Source organism: Gordonia sp. NPDC003422 (genome assembly GCF_053588675.1).
This window is the reverse complement of the sequence record NZ_JBSFQL010000001.1, coordinates 192,862-210,976: the sequence shown is the minus strand read 5'-3', so window position 1 is coordinate 210,976 and position 18,115 is coordinate 192,862. Positions and strand designations below refer to the sequence as shown.

Annotated in this window: 17 protein-coding genes; 11 read left to right on the top strand and 6 right to left on the bottom strand. The window is 66.5% G+C overall.

Going from position 1 to position 18,115, the window contains the following annotated elements:
* The first annotated feature begins 5 nt into the window (after positions 1-5).
* Genes ACWDTF_RS00790 through ACWDTF_RS00775 form a run of 4 tightly spaced genes read left to right on the top strand, consistent with a single transcriptional unit; the run spans position 6 to position 2,440 of the window.
* On the top strand, positions 6-974 hold the full coding sequence (locus tag ACWDTF_RS00790; RefSeq protein ID WP_355273948.1) for an NADPH:quinone oxidoreductase family protein: 969 nt from the start codon (positions 6-8) through the stop codon (positions 972-974).
* Positions 975-991: 17 nt separating this feature from the next.
* A complete protein-coding gene (locus tag ACWDTF_RS00785) occupies positions 992-1,261 on the top strand; it encodes a DUF2277 domain-containing protein (protein ID WP_240860725.1) in 270 nt (89 codons plus the stop codon).
* Between the two features lie 46 nt (positions 1,262-1,307).
* Complete coding sequence (locus ACWDTF_RS00780; protein WP_449753841.1) at positions 1,308-1,748, top strand: MarR family winged helix-turn-helix transcriptional regulator; 441 nt, start codon at positions 1,308-1,310, stop codon at positions 1,746-1,748.
* On the top strand, positions 1,745-2,440 hold the full coding sequence (locus tag ACWDTF_RS00775) for a VC0807 family protein (RefSeq protein ID WP_355273941.1): 696 nt from the start codon (positions 1,745-1,747) through the stop codon (positions 2,438-2,440). Before ACWDTF_RS00780 ends, ACWDTF_RS00775 begins: the two co-directional genes overlap by 4 nt.
* Here ACWDTF_RS00775 and ACWDTF_RS00770 read toward each other — a convergent pair whose 3' ends face one another.
* Positions 2,441-3,640 (bottom strand): CoA transferase, encoded by a 1,200-nt coding sequence (locus ACWDTF_RS00770; RefSeq protein WP_355273938.1) that lies wholly within the window; start codon positions 3,638-3,640, stop codon positions 2,441-2,443.
* Positions 3,641-3,680: 40 nt separating this feature from the next.
* A complete protein-coding gene (locus tag ACWDTF_RS00765; RefSeq protein ID WP_355273935.1) occupies positions 3,681-4,244 on the bottom strand; it encodes a helix-turn-helix domain-containing protein in 564 nt (187 codons plus the stop codon).
* Between the two features lie 164 nt (positions 4,245-4,408).
* Between ACWDTF_RS00765 and ACWDTF_RS00760 the strand changes: the two genes are divergently transcribed.
* Positions 4,409-5,491, top strand: a complete 1,083-nt coding sequence (locus tag ACWDTF_RS00760) for a hypothetical protein (protein WP_355273932.1) — start codon at positions 4,409-4,411, stop codon at positions 5,489-5,491.
* 10 nt (positions 5,492-5,501) lie between these two features.
* On the top strand, positions 5,502-6,917 hold the full coding sequence (locus tag ACWDTF_RS00755) for an amidohydrolase family protein (protein WP_355273929.1): 1,416 nt from the start codon (positions 5,502-5,504) through the stop codon (positions 6,915-6,917).
* Between the two features lie 119 nt (positions 6,918-7,036).
* On the opposite strand, the gene ACWDTF_RS00750 is transcribed toward ACWDTF_RS00755, so the two are convergent.
* Positions 7,037-8,008, bottom strand: coding sequence for an amidohydrolase family protein (locus ACWDTF_RS00750; RefSeq protein ID WP_433256241.1), 972 nt, complete (start codon positions 8,006-8,008; stop codon positions 7,037-7,039).
* A complete protein-coding gene (locus tag ACWDTF_RS00745; protein WP_355273924.1) occupies positions 7,932-8,639 on the bottom strand; it encodes a TetR/AcrR family transcriptional regulator in 708 nt (235 codons plus the stop codon). The genes ACWDTF_RS00750 and ACWDTF_RS00745 overlap by 77 nt, the downstream gene beginning before the upstream one ends.
* Before the next feature lie 214 nt (positions 8,640-8,853).
* On the opposite strand from ACWDTF_RS00745, the gene ACWDTF_RS00740 reads away from it, so the two are divergent.
* Genes ACWDTF_RS00740 through ACWDTF_RS00730 form a run of 3 tightly spaced genes read left to right on the top strand, consistent with a single transcriptional unit; the run spans position 8,854 to position 13,593 of the window.
* Positions 8,854-10,098: an ABC transporter substrate-binding protein gene (locus tag ACWDTF_RS00740; protein WP_355273921.1), complete on the top strand. Its 1,245-nt coding sequence runs from the start codon at positions 8,854-8,856 to the stop codon at positions 10,096-10,098.
* A gap of 16 nt (positions 10,099-10,114) precedes the next feature.
* Entirely contained in the window at positions 10,115-12,871 is a 2,757-nt protein-coding gene (locus ACWDTF_RS00735; protein WP_355273918.1) for a branched-chain amino acid ABC transporter permease/ATP-binding protein, read from the top strand.
* The gene (locus ACWDTF_RS00730; protein ID WP_355273915.1) at positions 12,868-13,593 is read left to right on the top strand and encodes an ATP-binding cassette domain-containing protein; all 726 of its coding nucleotides are present in this window, start codon (positions 12,868-12,870) and stop codon (positions 13,591-13,593) included. The genes ACWDTF_RS00735 and ACWDTF_RS00730 overlap by 4 nt, the downstream gene beginning before the upstream one ends.
* A gap of 208 nt (positions 13,594-13,801) precedes the next feature.
* Here the strand turns inward: ACWDTF_RS00730 and ACWDTF_RS00725 are convergent, their stop codons facing one another.
* Positions 13,802-14,833 carry a zinc-dependent alcohol dehydrogenase gene (locus ACWDTF_RS00725; protein WP_355273912.1) on the bottom strand — a complete coding sequence of 344 codons (1,032 nt, stop codon included), beginning with the start codon at positions 14,831-14,833 and terminating at the stop codon, positions 13,802-13,804.
* A 4-nt stretch (positions 14,834-14,837) separates the two neighbouring features.
* A complete protein-coding gene (locus ACWDTF_RS00720; RefSeq protein ID WP_240860742.1) occupies positions 14,838-15,479 on the bottom strand; it encodes a PaaI family thioesterase in 642 nt (213 codons plus the stop codon).
* A gap of 171 nt (positions 15,480-15,650) precedes the next feature.
* Here ACWDTF_RS00720 and ACWDTF_RS00715 point away from each other — a divergent pair, with 171 nt between their 5' ends.
* A complete protein-coding gene (locus ACWDTF_RS00715; protein WP_449753888.1) occupies positions 15,651-16,448 on the top strand; it encodes a lysophospholipid acyltransferase family protein in 798 nt (265 codons plus the stop codon).
* 16 nt (positions 16,449-16,464) lie between these two features.
* The gene (locus ACWDTF_RS00710; RefSeq protein WP_449753840.1) at positions 16,465-18,114 is read left to right on the top strand and encodes an AMP-binding protein; all 1,650 of its coding nucleotides are present in this window, start codon (positions 16,465-16,467) and stop codon (positions 18,112-18,114) included.
* The last annotated feature ends 1 nt before the right edge of the window (position 18,115 follow it).

Genomic DNA, 18,115 nt, shown 5'->3' with positions numbered 1-18,115 from the left:
GGGGCATGAAAGCTCAAGTTCTCACCGCCGAGATCGGGCCCGAAGGCCTCGAACTGACCGATCTTCCCGACCCGACACCCGCCGACGGGCAGGTCCTCGTCGACATCAAGTCGTGCGGAATCTGCTTCCCCGACCTGCTCATGAGTCAGGGGAAGTACCAGATGAAGGCGCCGTTGCCGTTCACTCCGGGCACCGAGGTCGCCGGTGTGGTGCGTACCGCACCTGACGGCGCATCGGTGAAGCCGGGCGACAAGGTACTCGTCGCGTCGTTCATCGGTGGGTTCGCCGAGCAGGTCGTCGCCGCGCCCGAGCAACTTCTGCCGCTGCCCGAGGGTCTCTCCTTCGATCAGGGCGCCGCCATGGGCATCAACTATCAGACCGCGATCTTCGCGCTCAAGACGCGCGCCAAGGTGGAGCCGGGCGAGGTCGTCGGCGTTCTCGGCGCCGCGGGCGGTGTCGGCACCGCGTCGATCCTGGTCGCGAAAGCCCTGGGCGCCAAGGTGATCGCCATCGTGCACCGCAAGGGTGCCGAGCAGCTCCTGCGCGACGCGGGCGCCGACGAGGTGGTGCAACTCGAAGACGGCTGGGGCAAGAAGCTGAAAGAGATCGTCCCCCAGGGCGTCGACGTGATGATCGACCCGTCGGGCGGCGAGGTGTTCGACGAGGCGCTGCGTCAGGTCGCGCCCGACGGCCGGTACGTGGTCATCGGATTCGCCGCGGGCGGCATCCCGACCGTCAAGCTCAACCGGGTGCTGTTCCGCAACATCGCGGTCGTCGGGGCGGCCTGGGGCGAGTACATCCGCACCCATCCCGGCCTGCCCGCCGAACTGCACGACGAACTCGCGCAGATGATTGCCGACGGCCTGAACCCGATGGTCAACGCGACCTACTCGCTCGACCAGCTGCCGCAGGCGTTGACTGATCTCGCCGAAGGGCGGATCCTGGGGAAAGCGGTCGTCAAGATCGCCGACTGATACGGAAGGTCTTTGCCATGTGCCGCAACATCACCGAGCTTCGGGGCCTGGAGCCACCGGCCACCGAGGACGAGATCGAGGCCGCCGCGCGGCAGTACGTCCGCAAGGTCAGCGGCATGCGGCATCCCTCGGCGGCGAACGTAGAGGCATTCGAGGCGGCGGTGGTTGCGGTCACTGCCGCCACCAGGGCGCTGCTCGACGTCCTACCGGAGCGGCGTCAGCCACCGAAGACGGTCCCACCGCTGCGTCGCCCCGAGGTGCAGGCCCGGATCGCGGCGCGCGGCTGACGCGCACAACATTAGCCGACTAAATTAGTGTGCTAATGTAGTCGGTATGGACCTTGCCTACGAACTATTCGACCTGGTTCGAACCCTGGACCGGGCCGCCGATCGGGTACTGAGTACCCAGGGTCTGAGCTGGAACCGCTATCTTGCCCTGGTCGTGCTGTCTGAGCACGAGGGGCTGACGGTACGCATGCTCGCCGGCGCCATCGGAATCAGCGAACCCTCGACAAGCAACCTGGTTCGAAAACTGGTCGATGCAGGCTTCATCGACAACTCGGCCCCTGCGGGCGCGGGCAACGTACGACATCTGACGGTCACCCCAACGGGGATCGTCAAGAAGAATGTGTGTTCCAAGCTGCTCGGTGATTCCCTCGATGACAACGCAATTCGCATCGGGATCGACCCGGGTGAACTCGCCGGCACCATCCGAAGGTTGCACGACGAGGTGCGCGCACCAGCAGCGTCCGCTGCGGAGGGGGCACATCGATGACGAGTGGTCCTGACGACGAGCAGGCGACGATCGCACGTCTGCGCTCGAAGCATCCTGCCCGCAAGGGAGTCGTGTTCAACGTCCTCGTCACGGTGGTCGAGGTCGGCGGAGCAATCCTCCTGTTCCGACTCGCCCGTGGCGCGGGCGCGAGCGATCTGGTCGCCTACCTGGTCGGTGCCATCGCGCCGATCATCGGCGGTCTGGCCGTCTGGGTGCGGTCCCGAAGACTCAACGGTGCCTCCGCTGCCATCCTGGCCTTTGCGCTCCTGTCTGCACTGATCGCCTTCGTCGGCAGCACGGCGCCGAAGATGTTGCTGTACAAGGACTGTGTCCTCACCGCGTTGATCGGCTTGATCTTCCTCGGCTCGTGCGTGCTGGCCAAACCGGTGATGTTCTACTTCTCGCAGCGCTACGGAACCGACGGCACAGCCGAGGGTATGCACGTCTTTGATCTGATGTGGGCCGATTACCCTAGGTTCCGGCACGGGATCTACGCCATGTCCTTCGTGTGGGCGGGGGTGTACCTTGCACAGGCGGCAATCACGGCGGTCATCATCTCGCGCAACACCTTCGATGCCGCGTACACCTGGAATCAGATCCTTCCCTTCGTCGCGACCGGAATCGCTGTCGCCGCGACGGTGCGGATCGCGCGCTGGATGCGCTCCGCGGGAGAGGATCTCGCGGCTGCGTGATCAGGTGCGCCCGGCCATCTGGGCACGGATCGCCGCATTATCGGCACCCAGATCGGCTGCGGCGAGGAACTCTCGACGCGGCGGTCTCGGCGTCGACACCTCGGGAGTGGTCGTCGGTTTCTCCACCACGCCGAGTGCCGCGTAGGTGGCAGCGACCTGCGACAGTGCGGTGTCGATCAGCAGCCCGCCGCCGCGCGCCAGCGATTCGGCTACTGTCGCTGCGGCTTCCAGGCCGGTCAACGGGTCGGCGATGGCGTCTCCGACGAACACGGGCCCGGTCGGGGTCTGCGCCGTGAGTCCACCCGCAACTGCTGCGTCGTCGCCGAAGCCTACCCAGTCCGCGCCCGACCCGGAGCTTCCATGGGCGGTGAGGCGCACCCACACCTGTCCGGGGCGTGCGGGTAGTTGGTCAGAGGCGAGCCCGTGCCGCTGCAGGGCGCGTGGTCGTGATGCCTCGACGACGACGTCGGCAGTTGATAGCAGCCGGGCAACGTTGTCCTTATCATCGTGCAGATCGACTGCGTAGGAGAGCTTTCCGCCGTTCATCCAATCGAAGAAGTCGCGGTTCCCGCGCCGTGCGCCGTCGGGTCGAGACCGGCTTTCGACCTTCACCACCGTCGCGCCGGCGCGCGCGAGCAGGTGCGTGCACAAGGGGCCGGCCCAGAGCGACGACAGGTCGGCGACGAGGAGATCGGAGAGTTCTCGAGGATCGGTTGCGGTGCCGCGGGATTCGACAGTCGGTGGGCGGGGATCGGCCTCCCCGGGAATCGCGGCGGCCAGGCCGAGGAGGCGTGCCCGCGACACCACGTCTGCGGCGGGCAATTGTTGTGCAGCACGTTCGACGCACGTCCACGGATCGTCGTCGGGCATCTCGCCGGACAGGAGTGCCGGGACGAGGTCGACGTCGTCGGGGCGGGCGAGCGACAAGGCGAACCATCCGTCGGCCGCGCGAATCAATCGTGTTGCGCCACCGGCGGAAATACGTCCGTTCCTGGTATGTCCAGTGAGGCCGGCTCGGCCACTGAGGAATTCGCCGGCATCAAGGTCGGTCAGAACGTCTCGGTTGTCGGTGGCCGTGACGAATCTGTCCAAAACCTCTCGGGCGCGGTGCAATACGGGAGCACGCGACAGGTCCGGGAGACCGTCGGAATGCCCGGTGAGGGTGGCGAGCCCGGACGTGGCCCAGTCGTCGACGATCATCGCACCTCCTTGTGCCGCACGACTCCCATCCTACGGGCACTCAACTCGGCCGGGCGGCGTCGAACTGGCGTAGTTGCGGCTGGGTCGTGACGATGTGCGCCGTCGCCCGATCACTCACGCAGACGTACTGATGGGGGACATCGGCCGGGTAGCGAACGAAGTCGCCCGCGGAGACGGCGACGGCGTCGCCGACCGGACCGAGCTCGAGGCGCCCGTCGATGACGAAGACATGGTGCAGGGTGCCCGGCGAATGTGCTGCTATCACGGTCGGTTCCGACGATTCACGGGCGAAATGCACGACGAGGGTTCGGACGTAGTCGGTTCCGTAGACCTCGTCGAGGACGCGCTCGGAGCGGTCATGATCGGCTGACCACGTCGCGTCGGCCGCGCGTTGCACGAACACCGGCGTGCCCCATTCGGTGAGAAGGCGCCGTGCCGGAACATCCAGCGCCGTCCCGATCAGCATCAGTGTTTCCACCGTGGGATTTCCCGTGCCCTGCTCGATCTTCGACACCGTCTGCTTGGACAGCCCCGATTGCCGGGCCAACGCACCCAGCGTCAGACCGCGCTCGGTTCGGAATCGCCGCACATTTCTGGCGACCATGCGATTGGCCTCGGTAACCCTGGTGCCGTCACTTATAAGAGACTACCGTCATTCTTGACAGACATGCTGGGTGCGCTGAATGATGATCGACACGACGTCGGCAAACGTGTCGAACGTGAAGGGGGCGCTCAGTGTCGAGATCCGTTATGTCGCAATTACTTCAGATGAGTTCTCGGCTGCTGGCCGTGATCGCGCTGACCGCTGTTCTCGGGTTGATCGTGCCGGGGTTGGCGCGTGCCGACCGGCCGCTCACACCTCCGGCCCAGCCGGTGCACGGTCTCGGGGCCAACGGGCCCTGCGCCACGTCGACCAAGATCTACCCCAATCCGCACGACGTGACGCACAAGATCACCATCTACAGCCCTGTCGGCCGGGGCGCCACGCCGCTCGTGGGCGGCCATTGCAGTGATGTGAAGCGGCCGGTCGTCGTCGTGGTCCACGGGTTGCTCGCCGGCATCGACGACCAACTCCTCGGTAGCAGCCTCCTGTACGCGGACCTGATCAAACACTTCGTGAGCACCGGAAACGTCGTCGTCTTCGCGAGCTGGCCGACCAACCCCTACGACTTCTCGCACTCACTCCCGCGGGAAGATGCCGCCCTGCAGGCCGCGAAAGCCCTTGCGCCACGGGGCGACTTCCGGCGCCTGGGCATTGTGGGACATTCGATGGGCGGTGGCGCGGTGCCGTATCTCGCGCAGCGAGCCGTCGCCAGGGGCTGGGGATCGTCGGCGCTGTGGCTCTTCCAACTCGCGCCCGCGTTCGCGACGAATGTGGGCACCGGCCCAATCGTCCTGCCGGCGCGCACCCGCATCGTCGTCGAGAACTACGACCACGACAACATCCTCGACGCCCGACTCGGCATCGAGCAGTTCGGCGCCTACACGGTGCCGGCTGCGCACAAGCGACACCTGTTGGTGCGCAGCGATGTTCGCGGACCTCTGCAACGCCTCGATGCCACTCATCTGTCACCCAACACGCTGCTCGCGCCCAACGACGCCATCCGCTTCTTCGGCATCTACCGGGTGGGCGACGCCCTGCAATCGTGCACGCTGACCGGACGGCACTGTGACGCCGACCTGAGCTACATGGGGAGATGGAGCGACGGCCGACCGGTCACCCCGGCGGTGTCCTCGGTGAATCCGGTTGACGCGGGCCCGCCCGCCGAGGCATTCGGTGCTCTCGGACTCCATGGCGAATGCGAGACGCGGGCGAACCCGCGCGCAGTTCGGTGCCCACCGGGTCACTAATGTCGAGGTTGTGAGTGCGGATGTGGTGATCGCGGGAGCCGACCTCGGTGTCGGCCGGCCGCAGCAGATCCGTGTGACCCTCGATCCCGTCTCCACCATCGTCGCGATCGACGATCGGATCGCGACGGCAGGGGTGGAGGTTGTCGACGCAGGCGGCCACGCAGTGTTGCCCGCATTCACCGATCACCACCTCCATCTCGCGGCGATGGCACGTGCGGGCGAATCCGTTCGCTGCGGGCCACCCGATGTTGTTGATCGAACCCAACTGGCCCGGGCCATCGCGAACACACCACCCGATGCCGACGGGTGGATACGCGGCACCGGTTACGTCGAGACGGTCGCGGGCGACCTCGACCGCTCCGACCTCGACACGTTCGAGCCGCACCGTCCCTTGCGAATTCAGCACCGCAGCGGTGCGATGTGGATGCTCAACAGTGTGGGCGTCGAGCGGGTGGGCGTCGAGTCGGGGGATCACCCGGGGATCGAGCGGGACGCCACCGGCCGCGCCACCGGACGACTCTGGCGGGCCGATGCCTGGCTGCGTTCACACCTTCCGCAACCGAGGTTTCCGTCGCTCGTCGACGTGGGAACACGACTGCGCGCGTACGGCATTGCCGAGATCACCGACGCCACGCCCGACCTCGACGACACGGCGATCGCCGCAATCACTGATGCCGTTGATGATTCGACGCTGATCGGCACGGTGTGCCTTCTCGGCGTCCCGCTGGGACGCACCCTCGACCACCCCCGAATCTCCGTCGGGCCGTTCAAGATCGTCATCGCCGACTCGGATCTTCCCTCACTCGATGACCTGGCCGAGCGAATCGCCGCCGCCCACCACGCCGATCGGTCCGTTGCCGTGCACTGCGTGAGCCGGGTGGCGTTCGCCTTGCTCCTGGCGGCCTGGGACATCGTCGGGGTGCGGGCGGGCGATCGCATCGAGCACGCCGGAATCGTTCCGGCCGAAGCGTGCGCCGACCTGGCACGACGCGGAGTCATCGTCGTTACCCAGCCCGCTTTCTTGTCGGATCGAGGCGACGACTTTCTCGACGGTAGTGAGATATCGGACCACGCCGACCTCTACCGGTGCGGCTCCCTCATCAACGCCGGTGTGCCGGTGGCATTGTCCAGCGACGCGCCCTATGGGCCACTCTCTCCGTGGGAAGCCGTGGGGGCGGCCGTCGAACGGCGCACCGCGTCCGGGCGAGTGGTCGGCGACGACGACGAACGAATCTCGGTGCCCGACGCGCTGAGCCGACACGTTACTCCCGCAAACGATCCCGGCGGTGCGCCGCGTCGGATCGCCGTCGGCGAATCGAGCGATCTCATCATCGCCGACCGGCCGTTGGCCGAGGTTCTCGAATTGCCGTGCGATGTGCGGACTTTCGGCTCGGTCATCGGCGGCGTTGTCTCGATCTTTCGCTGAGGTGACATTGTCGTCTCGCCAGCCCTTCGAGGCTCCTCGCTGCGCTCGTCGCAGCTCAGGGAGCGGGAGGGGCTGAGGGAGCCGGGGGCATCAGGAGCGTTCCTCAACCAGCGCGCGGATCAAGCGTCGAGGCCGAAAAGACGAGCAGCGTTGTCATGCAGGACGGCGCGCACCCAATCGTCGCCGAGGTCGAGGCGAGTGATCGCTTCGAGGGCGTGAACGTAGCCGTAGGGGATGTTGGGGAAGTCGCTGCCGAACAGGATCTTGTCGCGAAGGTCGAGAAGCCGCGGCCGCAACTCGCGCGGAAACGGCGCACCCTCCTCGGCGAAGTCGGTGAACGACATCGTCGTGTCGAGGCGGACATTGTCGAAACGCAGTGCCAGATCCACGAATTCGGTGTACTCGGGAGTGCCCATGTGGGCGACGATCAACGGCAGCGACGGAAAGCGGTGCAGCAGTTTCTCGATGGGTTCGGGTCCGGTGAACGTTCCGGGCGCAGGACCGGATCCGCAGTGGATGATGACCGGGACGCGCGAGTCGGCGATCTGCGACCACACACCGTCGAGCAGCGAGTCGAGCACAGTGAAGTCGCCGACTTGGATGTGGCACTTGAAGACTCGCACGCCGGACTGTATCGCCCGCGAAACGTACTGTGTCGCGGGCTCTTCCGGATAGAACGTTGCGGTGTGCAGGCAATCGGGGTGGTGGGCGGCGAAATCGGCGGCCCACCCGTTGAGCCATTCGGCCATGTTGGGCTTGTGTGGATAGACCAGTGACGAGTACGCCCGAACCCCGAATCCCTGCAGTGCGGCCACCCGCACGTCCTCGTCGGCCCGGTAGGTGATCGGCCACTCGCGGCCGACGAGAGGACCCACCGAATCGAAGTAGGCCCACACCTTGTCCATGACGGCGCGCGGCATGAAGTGAGTGTGCACGTCGACGATCCCTGGAAGGCCGAGCGCCTGCCAGACCGCGCGGACACCATCGGTCTCCGCAGTGCTGAACGGTGCTGGGTCAGTCACGTTGCAGTGTCCTCTCGGCGTAGGCGAGGATGGCCTCCAGGGTGAAGTCGAAGGTGGTGTCCTCCACATCCTCGATGCGGTGGCCCTTGGCCGCCAGCGAATTCAACAGGGGCACAGAGGCGTTCTCGTCGGCGGTGCCGGAGGGCAAGCCGCCGTCGTAGGTGGTGAAGATCCCCTGGTGCGCGACCATCGCCGCGCCGCACACATGCGCCAGAAGCGACAGGTAGATTTCCAGGGCATCCTCGGCGGAGAAGCCGACCTCCACCATGGCGCCGATCATCGAGTCGAGCTTGTCTGCGGTCGCCTGCATCGAGGAGTGATCGACCGGCCGAGGGTAGGGCCGCAGGAGCGTGAGTTCGATCAGCACGGGCTGTTCCCGGAAGGCCTCGCGCATCCGTCGAAAGTGGCGGCGAAGTGCGTCTTTCCAGTCCGTGGCACCGACGAACGGTGTCGCAGCGTGGTATTCGCCGTTGGCGCGATCGGCCATCGCGTCGAGGAGGTCTTCCTTCTTGCGGAAGTACCAGTAGATGCTCGTCACGCCGACACCGAGATGTTTGGCGAGCATGGGCATACTGAATCCGCTCAGCGACTTCTCGTTGGCGACGTCAAAAGCGCCCGCGATGATCTCGTCCGGTGAGATCGACCCGCGAGCCCGCCGCGTCCCAGACGACGTCTTCTGCGCCATTGCCTTCTGCGCCATTCCCCGAACGTACACGCACAACCACGTCTCCGACACGACGGTCGAAGGGGTATCGACTCGAATCCGACGAATCGCCTCACATGCGCCCATCACTCGCGCTACCTTGCTCCCAGAACGCATACCGTGAGCTTTACAGTAAAGGCTTCGAGGTTGCTTCTCGGCTGGTCACAGGGGGAAACCGCCGCGAGAGCGTCATCCGTAGGAAGGGACCACATTGACCACATCTTCACGCCTGCGCCGCGCACTGCGGTCCGCGGGAATCCTCGGGGCCGCGAGCCTGCTGGCCATCGGCGGAGTCACCGCCTGCGCGGATGACAGCAGTTCCGACGATACGAGTTCGGCCGGCTCGACGACGGCCCTGCCGAGCAACCCGGCGACCGGCGATCCGATCAAGATCGGATTCATCGCACCCGAGGGCGGGGTGGTGACCTTGCCGATGGTCCGCGAAGGCGGTGAGGCGGCGGCGTCGTACCTGAACAACAACGGCGGCGGCATCGGTGGGCACAAGATCGACCTGGTGGTGTGCAAACAACAGGAGGAGCCCGCGTCGGCCACCAACTGTGCCAACCAGATGGTCGAGCAGAAGGTCGCCGCCGTGGTGACGCCCTTGGGTGCGCAGGGTGCCGTGATGCTGCCCATCATCGCCGGCGCGGGGATTCCCTACATCGCCCAGGCGCCGGTCTCGCAGGTCGAAATGGTCTCGCCCGGTTCGTACATGCTCACCGGCGGCATCGTGGCGGTTCTCATGGGTGAGGCCGCGACGGCCGCACGTGACGGTGTGAAGAAGGTGACCGTGTTCATCGGTGACAGCGGTGACGCCGCGGCTTCGGTGAAAGCGTTGGGCACCCCGATGTTCCAGCGTGCGGGTGTCGAACTCGACGTGGTCACGATCCCCGCCAGCGCCGCCGACCCGACCCCGCAGATCACCGCGGCCATGGCCGGAAAGCCCGGTGCGGTGACCATTCTCGGCGATACGCGGCAGTGCATCAGCACTCTCAAGGCCTTGCAGACCGCCGCGCCGTCGGTGAAGAAGTACCTGATCGCGAGCTGCATCGACAAGCCTGTCATCGACGCTGTCGGTGCGTCGGCGGTCTCCGGTGCCAAGGCGTTCACCACCGTCAACACCTCGTCGGAGGACCCGACGGTCGTGCTCTATCGGTCGGTGATGGCCCAGTATGCACCCAACACCGATCCGGCCGGTCTCGCCTACCTCGGGTATCAGGTCATCGCCTCGCTCGGCGAGGTGGGCAAGTCGCTGACCGGGCCGGTGACCCCGCAGTCCTTTGCCGCGGCCTTGTCGTCGGCGACCAACGTTCCGCTGCCCGCCGCGCCGGGACTGACCTTCACCTGCAACGGGACGGCGATGCCGCAGCTGAAAGCGCTGTGCAGCAAGGCGATTCTGGTGAGCGACGTCAACGACGACGTCAAACTCATCAACACCAGCGTCGTCAACAACTGAGGTCGTAGGTCATCGGATGACCGATCATGTGGCCTTCTTGGCTCTGGGGTTGGGCAACGGCGCCGTGTATGCGGCGCTGGGGCTCGCCCTGGTCATGACCTTCAAGAGCTCTGGAGTCGTCAACTTCGCGACCGGTGCGGTGGCGCTGTATGCCGCCTACACCTACGCGTTCGCGCGTCAGGGTGAACTGCTCAACCCCATACCCGGCTTGCCCGCGCGTATCGACCTCGGTGGAAAACTGGGTGTCGGACCGGCGCTCATCCTCTCGGTGGTGATCGCGTCGCTACTCGGAGTCCTGCTGTATCTCATAGTGTTTCGTCCGATGCGGTCGGCGCCGGTGCTGGCCAAGGCCGTCGCGTCCATCGGACTGATGCTGGTCATCCAGGCGCTGCTCGCGCTGCGGGTGGGCGTCGACACTCCCACGGTGGGGGCGATCTTCAAGCCTGACGTTATCGAGATCGGCGACGCGGCAGTACCGACGGACCGCATCTGGTTGGCGGCCGTCATCGTCGGACTGGCGGTCTGTGCCGGCCTTGTGCTCCGGTACACCCGATTCGGAATGGCAACCGAAGCCTCCGCGGAGTCGGAGAAGGGTGCGCTGCTCACCGGGTTGTCGCCGGACCGAATAGCGGTGAGCAACTGGGCGTTGTCGTCGGGCACGGCGGCGATCGGTGGCGTGGTGATCGCCCCGATCGTCCCGCTGAATCCCGTTGCCTACTCGATGTTCATCGTCCCGGCACTGGCGGCCGCGCTCGTCGGCAACTTTGCGAGTATCGCCATCACCGTCGGTGCAGGCCTGGTGATCGGCATGCTGCAAGCGGAGGCGACCAACGTTCAGTCGCTGGTGGACTGGTTCCCCGATGCTGGTCTGGCCGAGGCGATCCCGCTGATACTCATCGTGGTGTTTCTCCTCGTGCGAGGACAACCGCTGCCCGGCCGGGGAGCGGTGGTCAACCAAGACCTGGGCCGGTCGCCGCGGCCGCGACATCTGCTGGTGTCCACGGGAATCGGTGTGGTGATCGGGGTGATCGCCCTCCTCAGCACATCGGGCAGTGCCCGGCTGGCCGTGATCCTGTCGATCGTCTTTGCAGTCATCGCGCTCTCGCAGGTGGTCGTCACCGGCTATGCGGGGCAGGTGTCGTTGGCGCAGTTGACTCTTGCTGGTGTCGGCGCCTACTCGTTGAGCCGACTGACCGTCGACATGGGTGTCCCGTTTCCGTTTGCGCCCCTGCTGGCCGCACTGGCGGCGGCGGTCGTCGGCGTCGTCATCGGGCTGCCGGCGTTGCGTGTGCGCGGGCTTCCGCTGATGGTGGCCACGTTGGCGCTCGCGGTGTTCCTCGAGGCGTTCTGGTTTCGCAATCCGAGCCTCAACGGCGGTCTGCAGGGGGCGCCGGTCGACCCGCCGTCGATCTTCGGGTGGGACCTGGGAATCGGTGCGGGAGTCGGCTACCCACGTCTGGCGTTCGGAATCGTCTGTCTCGCGGTGCTGACGATCTGCGCGGTGGCGGTCGCGCTGCTGCGACGCAGCGGTCACGGTGCGTCGATGCTTGCGGTCCGTGCCAACGAGCGATCGGCGGCGGCCGCCGGCATCAACGTCGGCCTCACCAAGCTCGTGGCATTCGGCGCGGCTGCCTTCCTCGCCGGACTCGGCGGCGCGCTGCTCGCCTATCAGCAGACCTTGGCGACAGCCGGCAGCTACGCGGTGTTCGCCGGACTGGGCCTGTTCGCGGTGTTCTACGTCGCCGGTGTGACGTCGGTGTCCGGCGCGTTGCTCGCCGGTCTCCTCGCGCCCGGCGGGGTGCTGTATTTCATGTCGGATCGCTTCGGGAGTTTCGGCGACTACTACCTGCTGATGAGTGGAATTCTGCTGGTGGTCACGGTCATCACCAGTCCCGATGGACTGGTCGGCCATCTCGGCCGTATCCCGCTGGGCCGCTTCGCGCGTCGCCCGGCAGTCACGGTGGACGAGACGTCGTCGGCCGAGTCGATCGCGCCGGCGGCGACCGGCGCGTCTGTCGGCGACGTGGTGCTCGCCGTCGGCGATGTCGGCGTTCGCTATGGCCAGGTCGCCGCGCTCACCGACGTCACCTTCGACGTGCGGCAGGGCGAGATCGTCGGATTGATCGGACCGAACGGTGCCGGCAAGACCACCTTGATGGATGCCATCGGCGGATTTGTACGGTGCACCGGCCGAATCACTCTGAACGGCAATGACATCGGCGGACTGCCCGCGTTCCGACGGAGTCGAGCCGGTTTGGGCCGAACCTTCCAGGACATCGAGCTCTACGACGAACTGACCGTCGCCGAGAACCTGATGGCCGGTGCGACAGGCGACATCGACGCCACGGTGACTTCCGTGTTGCGGCTCCTCGATATCGAGGACCTCGCCGACACCGCTGCTTCCGACCTCTCGCAAGGCCAGCGCCAGCTGGTGTCGGTGGCCCGCGTGCTCGCCCGCCGACCCGAGGTCGCCTTGCTCGACGAGCCCGCTGCCGGCCTCGACACCACCGAGAGTGCCTGGCTCGGTGAACGACTACAGGCCGCGCGTGCGGCGGGCATCACGATGTTGCTCGTCGACCACGACATGGATCTGGTGCTCAACATCTGCGACCGTGTGGTGGTCCTGGACCTGGGCAGGGTGATCGCCACAGGTACACCCGACCAGATCAGGCAGGACGCCAACGTGATTCGCGCGTACCTGGGCACACCGGCCGGTGCCGGAGACGGTGAACCCGAAACGGCGGCCGATACCCAGAAGGAGATGACGCGATGACCGCCGCACTCGAATGCCATGGCCTCGACGCCGGATATACGCGTTCCTCATCGTGTGTGCGCGGGCTCGACCTCGCCGTCGAGCGTGGCGAGGTGGTGGCTCTCATCGGGCCCAACGGGGCCGGAAAGACAACATTGTTGACGACACTCGCCGGGCTGCTACCGCGGCTGGGCGGCACGGTCGTGGTCGGCGGCACCGAGCTGGGCTCCGGGTCGACGCGGGCCGCAGTACGCGCGGGACTGGTACTCGTGCCCGACGACCGGTCATTGTTTCGGCGGCTCACGACCGTGCAGAATCTCCGCCTGGCCACTCGTCGTCACGGGCACACCGAGGCGATCGAGCAAGTGCTGGAATACTTTCCGGCCTTGCGTAACCGTCTCAAGGTCGACGCCGGACAGCTCTCCGGCGGTGAACAACAGATGCTGGCCATCGGGCGTGCCCTGCTGCAACGCCCCAAGGTGCTGCTGATCGACGAACTCAGTATGGGTTTGGCGCCGGTGGTCGTCGAGTCGATACTGCCCGTGCTACGGAAGGTTGCCGCGACCGACGGCACGGCCATCGTCCTCGTCGAACAGCATGTGCGCCTGGCCCTCGAGGTCGCCGACCGAGGAATTGTGCTTGTGCACGGCGAGATTCGCCTCGAAGATAGTGCAGTAGCGCTCGCGTCGAACGTCGGACGGATCGAACGCGCCTATTTGGGTGAATCTGTCTCGGCCGGGTGAGTCAAGGGGTCCACGGATCGATTGTCGCGACACCATCGGTGCGAAATCTGCCGTGTTCCTCGTCACCATCGTCAAACCGTGCGCGACTGCCGTCGCAGCTATCAAAGCGTTTCGCTCTGGTCGCGGATCGAGAACGTGCAGATGTGCGGCGCGCCGTGCAACCGGCGAGTCAACTGACAGGATTCGTCCTTCGAAAACCTTGAGGACGTCATCCTCCAACCACTGTCGGAGCCGGTCGGCTTGCGGTCCGTCCCGGCACAACCAGCACTTTGCGCTGATCACTCGGCGATCGGAGGTCGGCCATCACGCGACCCACCTCGTCGAGCCCGACACGGTCGCTGACGAAGTCCGCCACGCGGACGGCACCGGTGACCACCGCGCGGGCCGACGCCGCGAATTCGTCTCTCGTGTAATACGAGACGAACCGCAGCGTGAGCTCCTTGACCACCCCGAGCACGGGCATCAGCGGGTCTTCGGACAGGCACACCCCGGCCACCACCACGGTGCCGCGCGGCGCTGCCGCGTCCATCGCCGACCCGATGACGCCGGGTTTGCCGACGCATTCGATCACCACGTCGAAGGAACTCGACGGCACATCGGCCGGGTCGTAGGTGTCGGTGGCTCCGTTGTCGTGCGCCGCCGACAACCGCGCCGGGGCCTTGTCGGAACAGGCGATCACACCCGCGGGCGAACGCGAAAGCCAATGCAATACGGCGAGACCCACCGGACCCGCGCCCATGACGAGCACCCGGGCGTCGGGCGCGATGGGGGTCGCCTGCACGGCGTGCAACCCGACGGCCAGCGGCTCGGTGATGGCGGCATTCACCAGATCGACGTCCGCGGAGAAGCCCTCGAGCCGCACACACGAATCGGCCGGTACCGCAACGAGTTCGGCCATGGCGCCGGGACGCAGGCCGAGGCCCATGGTCTGGGCGTCGGCGCATCGCGCGATGTCGCCGGTCACGCACGCGCGGCACCGTCCGCATCCGGTCACCGGCATCGCGGCGACCGGTGTGCCGGCGGGCCAGGCCGCGGCGTCCACATCGGAACCGGTCGCGATGACCTCGCCGGCGAACTCGTGGCCCATGATCACCCCGGGCGGAAGCAGGGGAGCAGTGGACAGGTCCGATCCGCAGATGCCGTTGGCGGCGACCCGCACCACCACATCCAGCGGTCCCGGCACCGGGTCGGGAACGTCGATCATCTCGAAACCGTCCGCTGTGGTGACGGCCGCACGCATCGTCTCAGCCCTTCTTCGCGCGGGGCATGGTGCCGTTCCAGGTCTTCGGCACGATGAAGACCCCGTCGGCCTCCACGGTCACCCCGTTGGCGTCCGACAGCGTGCCGTGCACGATCTTCTTGCGGCCGTCGCGCTCGGTGATCCACGACTGCGCGACGAGTTCGCCCAGCGGCGTCGGTCGCAGGTAACGCATGGTGATGGTGCCGGTGTAGCAGGGCACCTTGTCGGCACTGGCTCCCTCGCCGAGTACGTGGTCGAGGATCATCGCGCACACGCCGCCGTGCACGTGCCCGGGCGGACCCTCGTAGGCCGCGCCGAGCGTGAAAGTACTGCGCACGCCCTCGGGTTCCAGCTCGGTGACGATCGGCGGGGCGATCGCGTTGCGCAGACCGATCACCGCATTGCCCCACGGCATGCCGGTGAACTCGCGTGTGTAGCGCACCCCGTACGGACCGTCGATCTGATCGGTCTGCAGCTCGGCGACCACCTCGGCGATCCGTTGCCGGGCGTCGGCGATGACGTCGTCGGAGACCTGAGTGCGGATGACGGCGTCCACCAACTCGCGCACCGTGTCGGCAAGCGGCGCATACACCTCGCGTCGACGCTGAACTTCGTCTTCGGAGATGTCTTCCAGGGTGAATTCCACGATTCGGGGCTCCCAGCTGCGATGTGTGGCCTTCGTTACCTTCGGTGGCCACAGAAACTAGAACGTGTTCTAATTAGACACTAGAACAGGTTCTCATTTTGCCCGAACCGTGAACCCCGACCATACATGTGCGGGGATTCGCGTCTACCGGCAGACAGAGTTGTCAGGAGCATCATGGCCGACACGATCGACCTCACCGCACGCGACGAGACCTGGGTGGGGCGGGTACTGCCCGTCCTGCGCATGGTCGCCAAGACCTACTTCCGCTCGGAAGTCCGGGGCATGGACAAGGTGCCCGACGGCGGCGTTCTGCTCGTGTCCAACCACTCGGGCGGGCTGATGGCCTTCGACGTGCCGGTGATCGCCGTCGCCTTCGCCGATGAGTTCGGCGAGCAGCGGCCCCTGTACACCCTCGCCCACGACCTGGTGTTCACCGGATTCGGCAAGCAGATCTTCGGCAAGGTCGGATTCCTTCCGGCGCACCCGCGCAACGCCGTGCAGGCGCTGCGGGCCGGGGCCGCCACCATCGTGTTCCCCGGCGGTGACTGGGAGGCGATGCGACCGACCACCCAGAGCGCGACCATCGATTTCAAGGGCCGTACCGGGTACGTGCGGACCGCGATCGAGGCCGGCGTGCCGATCGTTCCCATCGTCACGCTCGGTGGACAGGAGACGCAGCTCTTCATCAATCGCGGTGACGGACTCGCTAGGTTCCTGCGCATCGATCGGCTGCTCCGCATCAAGAGCGCACCCCTCGGGCTCGGATTCCCGTTCGGCATCACCCCCGGATTCCCGCCCAACGTTCCACTGCCGTCCAAACTCGTCACCGAAGTCCTCGACCCGATCGACATCACCGCCGAATTCGGTACCAACCCGGAGATTGCCGACGTCGACGAGATGGTGCGCAAGCGCATGCAGCACGCCCTCGACGACCTGGCCCGCCGGCGCCGGTTCCCGGTCATCGGTTGAGGGAAGGGGAAGACTGATGAAGAACCTTCGCGAACGTGTGGCTCACCTCGTCTGGCTCGTCCGGACACTGATCACCAGCGGATTCCTCGGTACCGCCCGCCTCGACCGCTACGTCCGGATGGGCCTGGCCATGCGCCGACACGGTGGCGCCTCACCGGTCAGCGGAATCGGCCTGGCCGCGGCACGCGCACCGCACGCCGTCGCCCTGATCGACGAGGCCGGCAGCCTCACCTGGCGTGAGCTCGACGACCGGTCCGACGCACTGGCCGCCGCCATCGCAGATCTGCCCGGCCGTCCGGTGTCGACTGTGGCAATCATGTGCCGCAACCATCGCGGTCTCATCGAATCGTTGGCCGCCACCTCGCGACTCGGCCTCGACGCGGTACTGCTCAACACCGGTTTCGCCGCGCCGCAGCTCGCCGACGTGCTGATCCGCGAGAACGTCGACCTGGTGATCGCCGACGACGAGTTCGACGACCTCATCGACCATGCGCTGCAACGCAATCCGCAGCTGCGACACGTGCACGCGTGGGTCGAGGAGGCGGGTTCGGCGCTCGATACCCTCGACTCGCTCATCGCCGCACACCTCGGCCGGCGCGCGGCACGTCCCGCCCGGGCGGGACGTATCGTGCTGCTCACCTCCGGGACCACCGGCACCCCCAAGGGTGCGCGCCGCGGCGGTTCGACCGACATAGGTTCGCTGGCCGCGATGCTCGATCGCATCCCGTGGCGCTCGGGTGAGGCCACCGTGATTGCCGCCCCGATCTTCCACGCGTGGGGCTTTGGGCAGGTGGCGATCTCGGCGACGATGACCTGCACGATGATCATGCGACGCCGCTTCGATCCGGAGGCGACCCTGGATCTGGTCCGCGAGCACGGTGCGACCGGTCTCGCGGTGGTGCCGGTGATGCTCGAACGCATCATGGACCTTCCCGACGACGTCCTCGACGCACATCCGATGCCGACGCTGCGGTTCGCCACGGCCAGCGGGTCACGGATGCGTCCAGATGCGTTGCTGGCCTTCATGGATCGCTTCGGCGACGTCGTCTACAACAGCTACAACGCCACCGAGGCAGGGCTGATCAGTACGGCCACCCCGCAGGATCTGCGCGTCGCACCCGACACCGCCGGACGAGCACTCGTGGGCACCAGCGTCCGCATCCTCGACGACGACGACCGCGAGCTCCCCGTCGGCGAAATCGGCAAGATCGTCGTCGCCAGCAGCTCGGGCTTCGACGGCTACACGTCGGCCGACGTGAACAAGGCATTTGCCGACGGGCACATGGTGTCCGGCGACCTCGGCCGACTCGACGAGAGTGGACTGCTGTTCGTCGTCGGCCGCGACGACGACATGATCGTCTCCGGTGGCGAAAACGTCTATCCCCTTGAGGTGGAGCAGATTCTCGGTGCGCATCAGGGTGTGCGTGAGGTCGCCGTGATCGGGGTCGACGACGCCACGTTCGGGCAGCGGCTCGTCGCCTACGTCGTGCGTGCGCCCCGGACCCTGGTCGGAGCCGAACAACTGCGCGACCACGTCCGTGCCGAACTGGCGGGATTCAAGGTGCCGCGCGAAGTCCACTTCATCGACGAGTTGCCGCGGAACGCCACGGGGAAGGTCGTGACGCGCGAGCTCGACGACGCCGGTGTTGAACGGAAGGTGAGCTGAC

Bases quoted from the DNA above. Each gene is read 5' to 3' on its own strand.
- ACWDTF_RS00790 (WP_355273948.1), top strand. From the start codon at position 6: ATGAAAGCTCAAGTTCTCACCGCCGAGATCGGGCCCGAAGGCCTCGAA.
- ACWDTF_RS00785 (WP_240860725.1), top strand. From the start codon at position 992: ATGTGCCGCAACATCACCGAGCTTCGGGGCCTGGAGCCACCGGCCACC.
- ACWDTF_RS00780 (WP_449753841.1), top strand. From the start codon at position 1,308: ATGGACCTTGCCTACGAACTATTCGACCTGGTTCGAACCCTGGACCGG.
- ACWDTF_RS00775 (WP_355273941.1), top strand. From the start codon at position 1,745: ATGACGAGTGGTCCTGACGACGAGCAGGCGACGATCGCACGTCTGCGC.
- ACWDTF_RS00770 (WP_355273938.1), bottom strand. From the start codon at position 3,640: ATGATCGTCGACGACTGGGCCACGTCCGGGCTCGCCACCCTCACCGGG.
- ACWDTF_RS00765 (WP_355273935.1), bottom strand. From the start codon at position 4,244: ATGGTCGCCAGAAATGTGCGGCGATTCCGAACCGAGCGCGGTCTGACG.
- ACWDTF_RS00760 (WP_355273932.1), top strand. From the start codon at position 4,409: ATGAGTTCTCGGCTGCTGGCCGTGATCGCGCTGACCGCTGTTCTCGGG.
- ACWDTF_RS00750 (WP_433256241.1), bottom strand. From the start codon at position 8,008: ATGTGGAGGACACCACCTTCGACTTCACCCTGGAGGCCATCCTCGCCT.
- ACWDTF_RS00745 (WP_355273924.1), bottom strand. From the start codon at position 8,639: ATGGCGCAGAAGGCAATGGCGCAGAAGACGTCGTCTGGGACGCGGCGG.
- ACWDTF_RS00735 (WP_355273918.1), top strand. From the start codon at position 10,115: ATGACCGATCATGTGGCCTTCTTGGCTCTGGGGTTGGGCAACGGCGCC.
- ACWDTF_RS00730 (WP_355273915.1), top strand. From the start codon at position 12,868: ATGACCGCCGCACTCGAATGCCATGGCCTCGACGCCGGATATACGCGT.
- ACWDTF_RS00725 (WP_355273912.1), bottom strand. From the start codon at position 14,833: ATGCGTGCGGCCGTCACCACAGCGGACGGTTTCGAGATGATCGACGTT.
- ACWDTF_RS00710 (WP_449753840.1), top strand. From the start codon at position 16,465: ATGAAGAACCTTCGCGAACGTGTGGCTCACCTCGTCTGGCTCGTCCGG.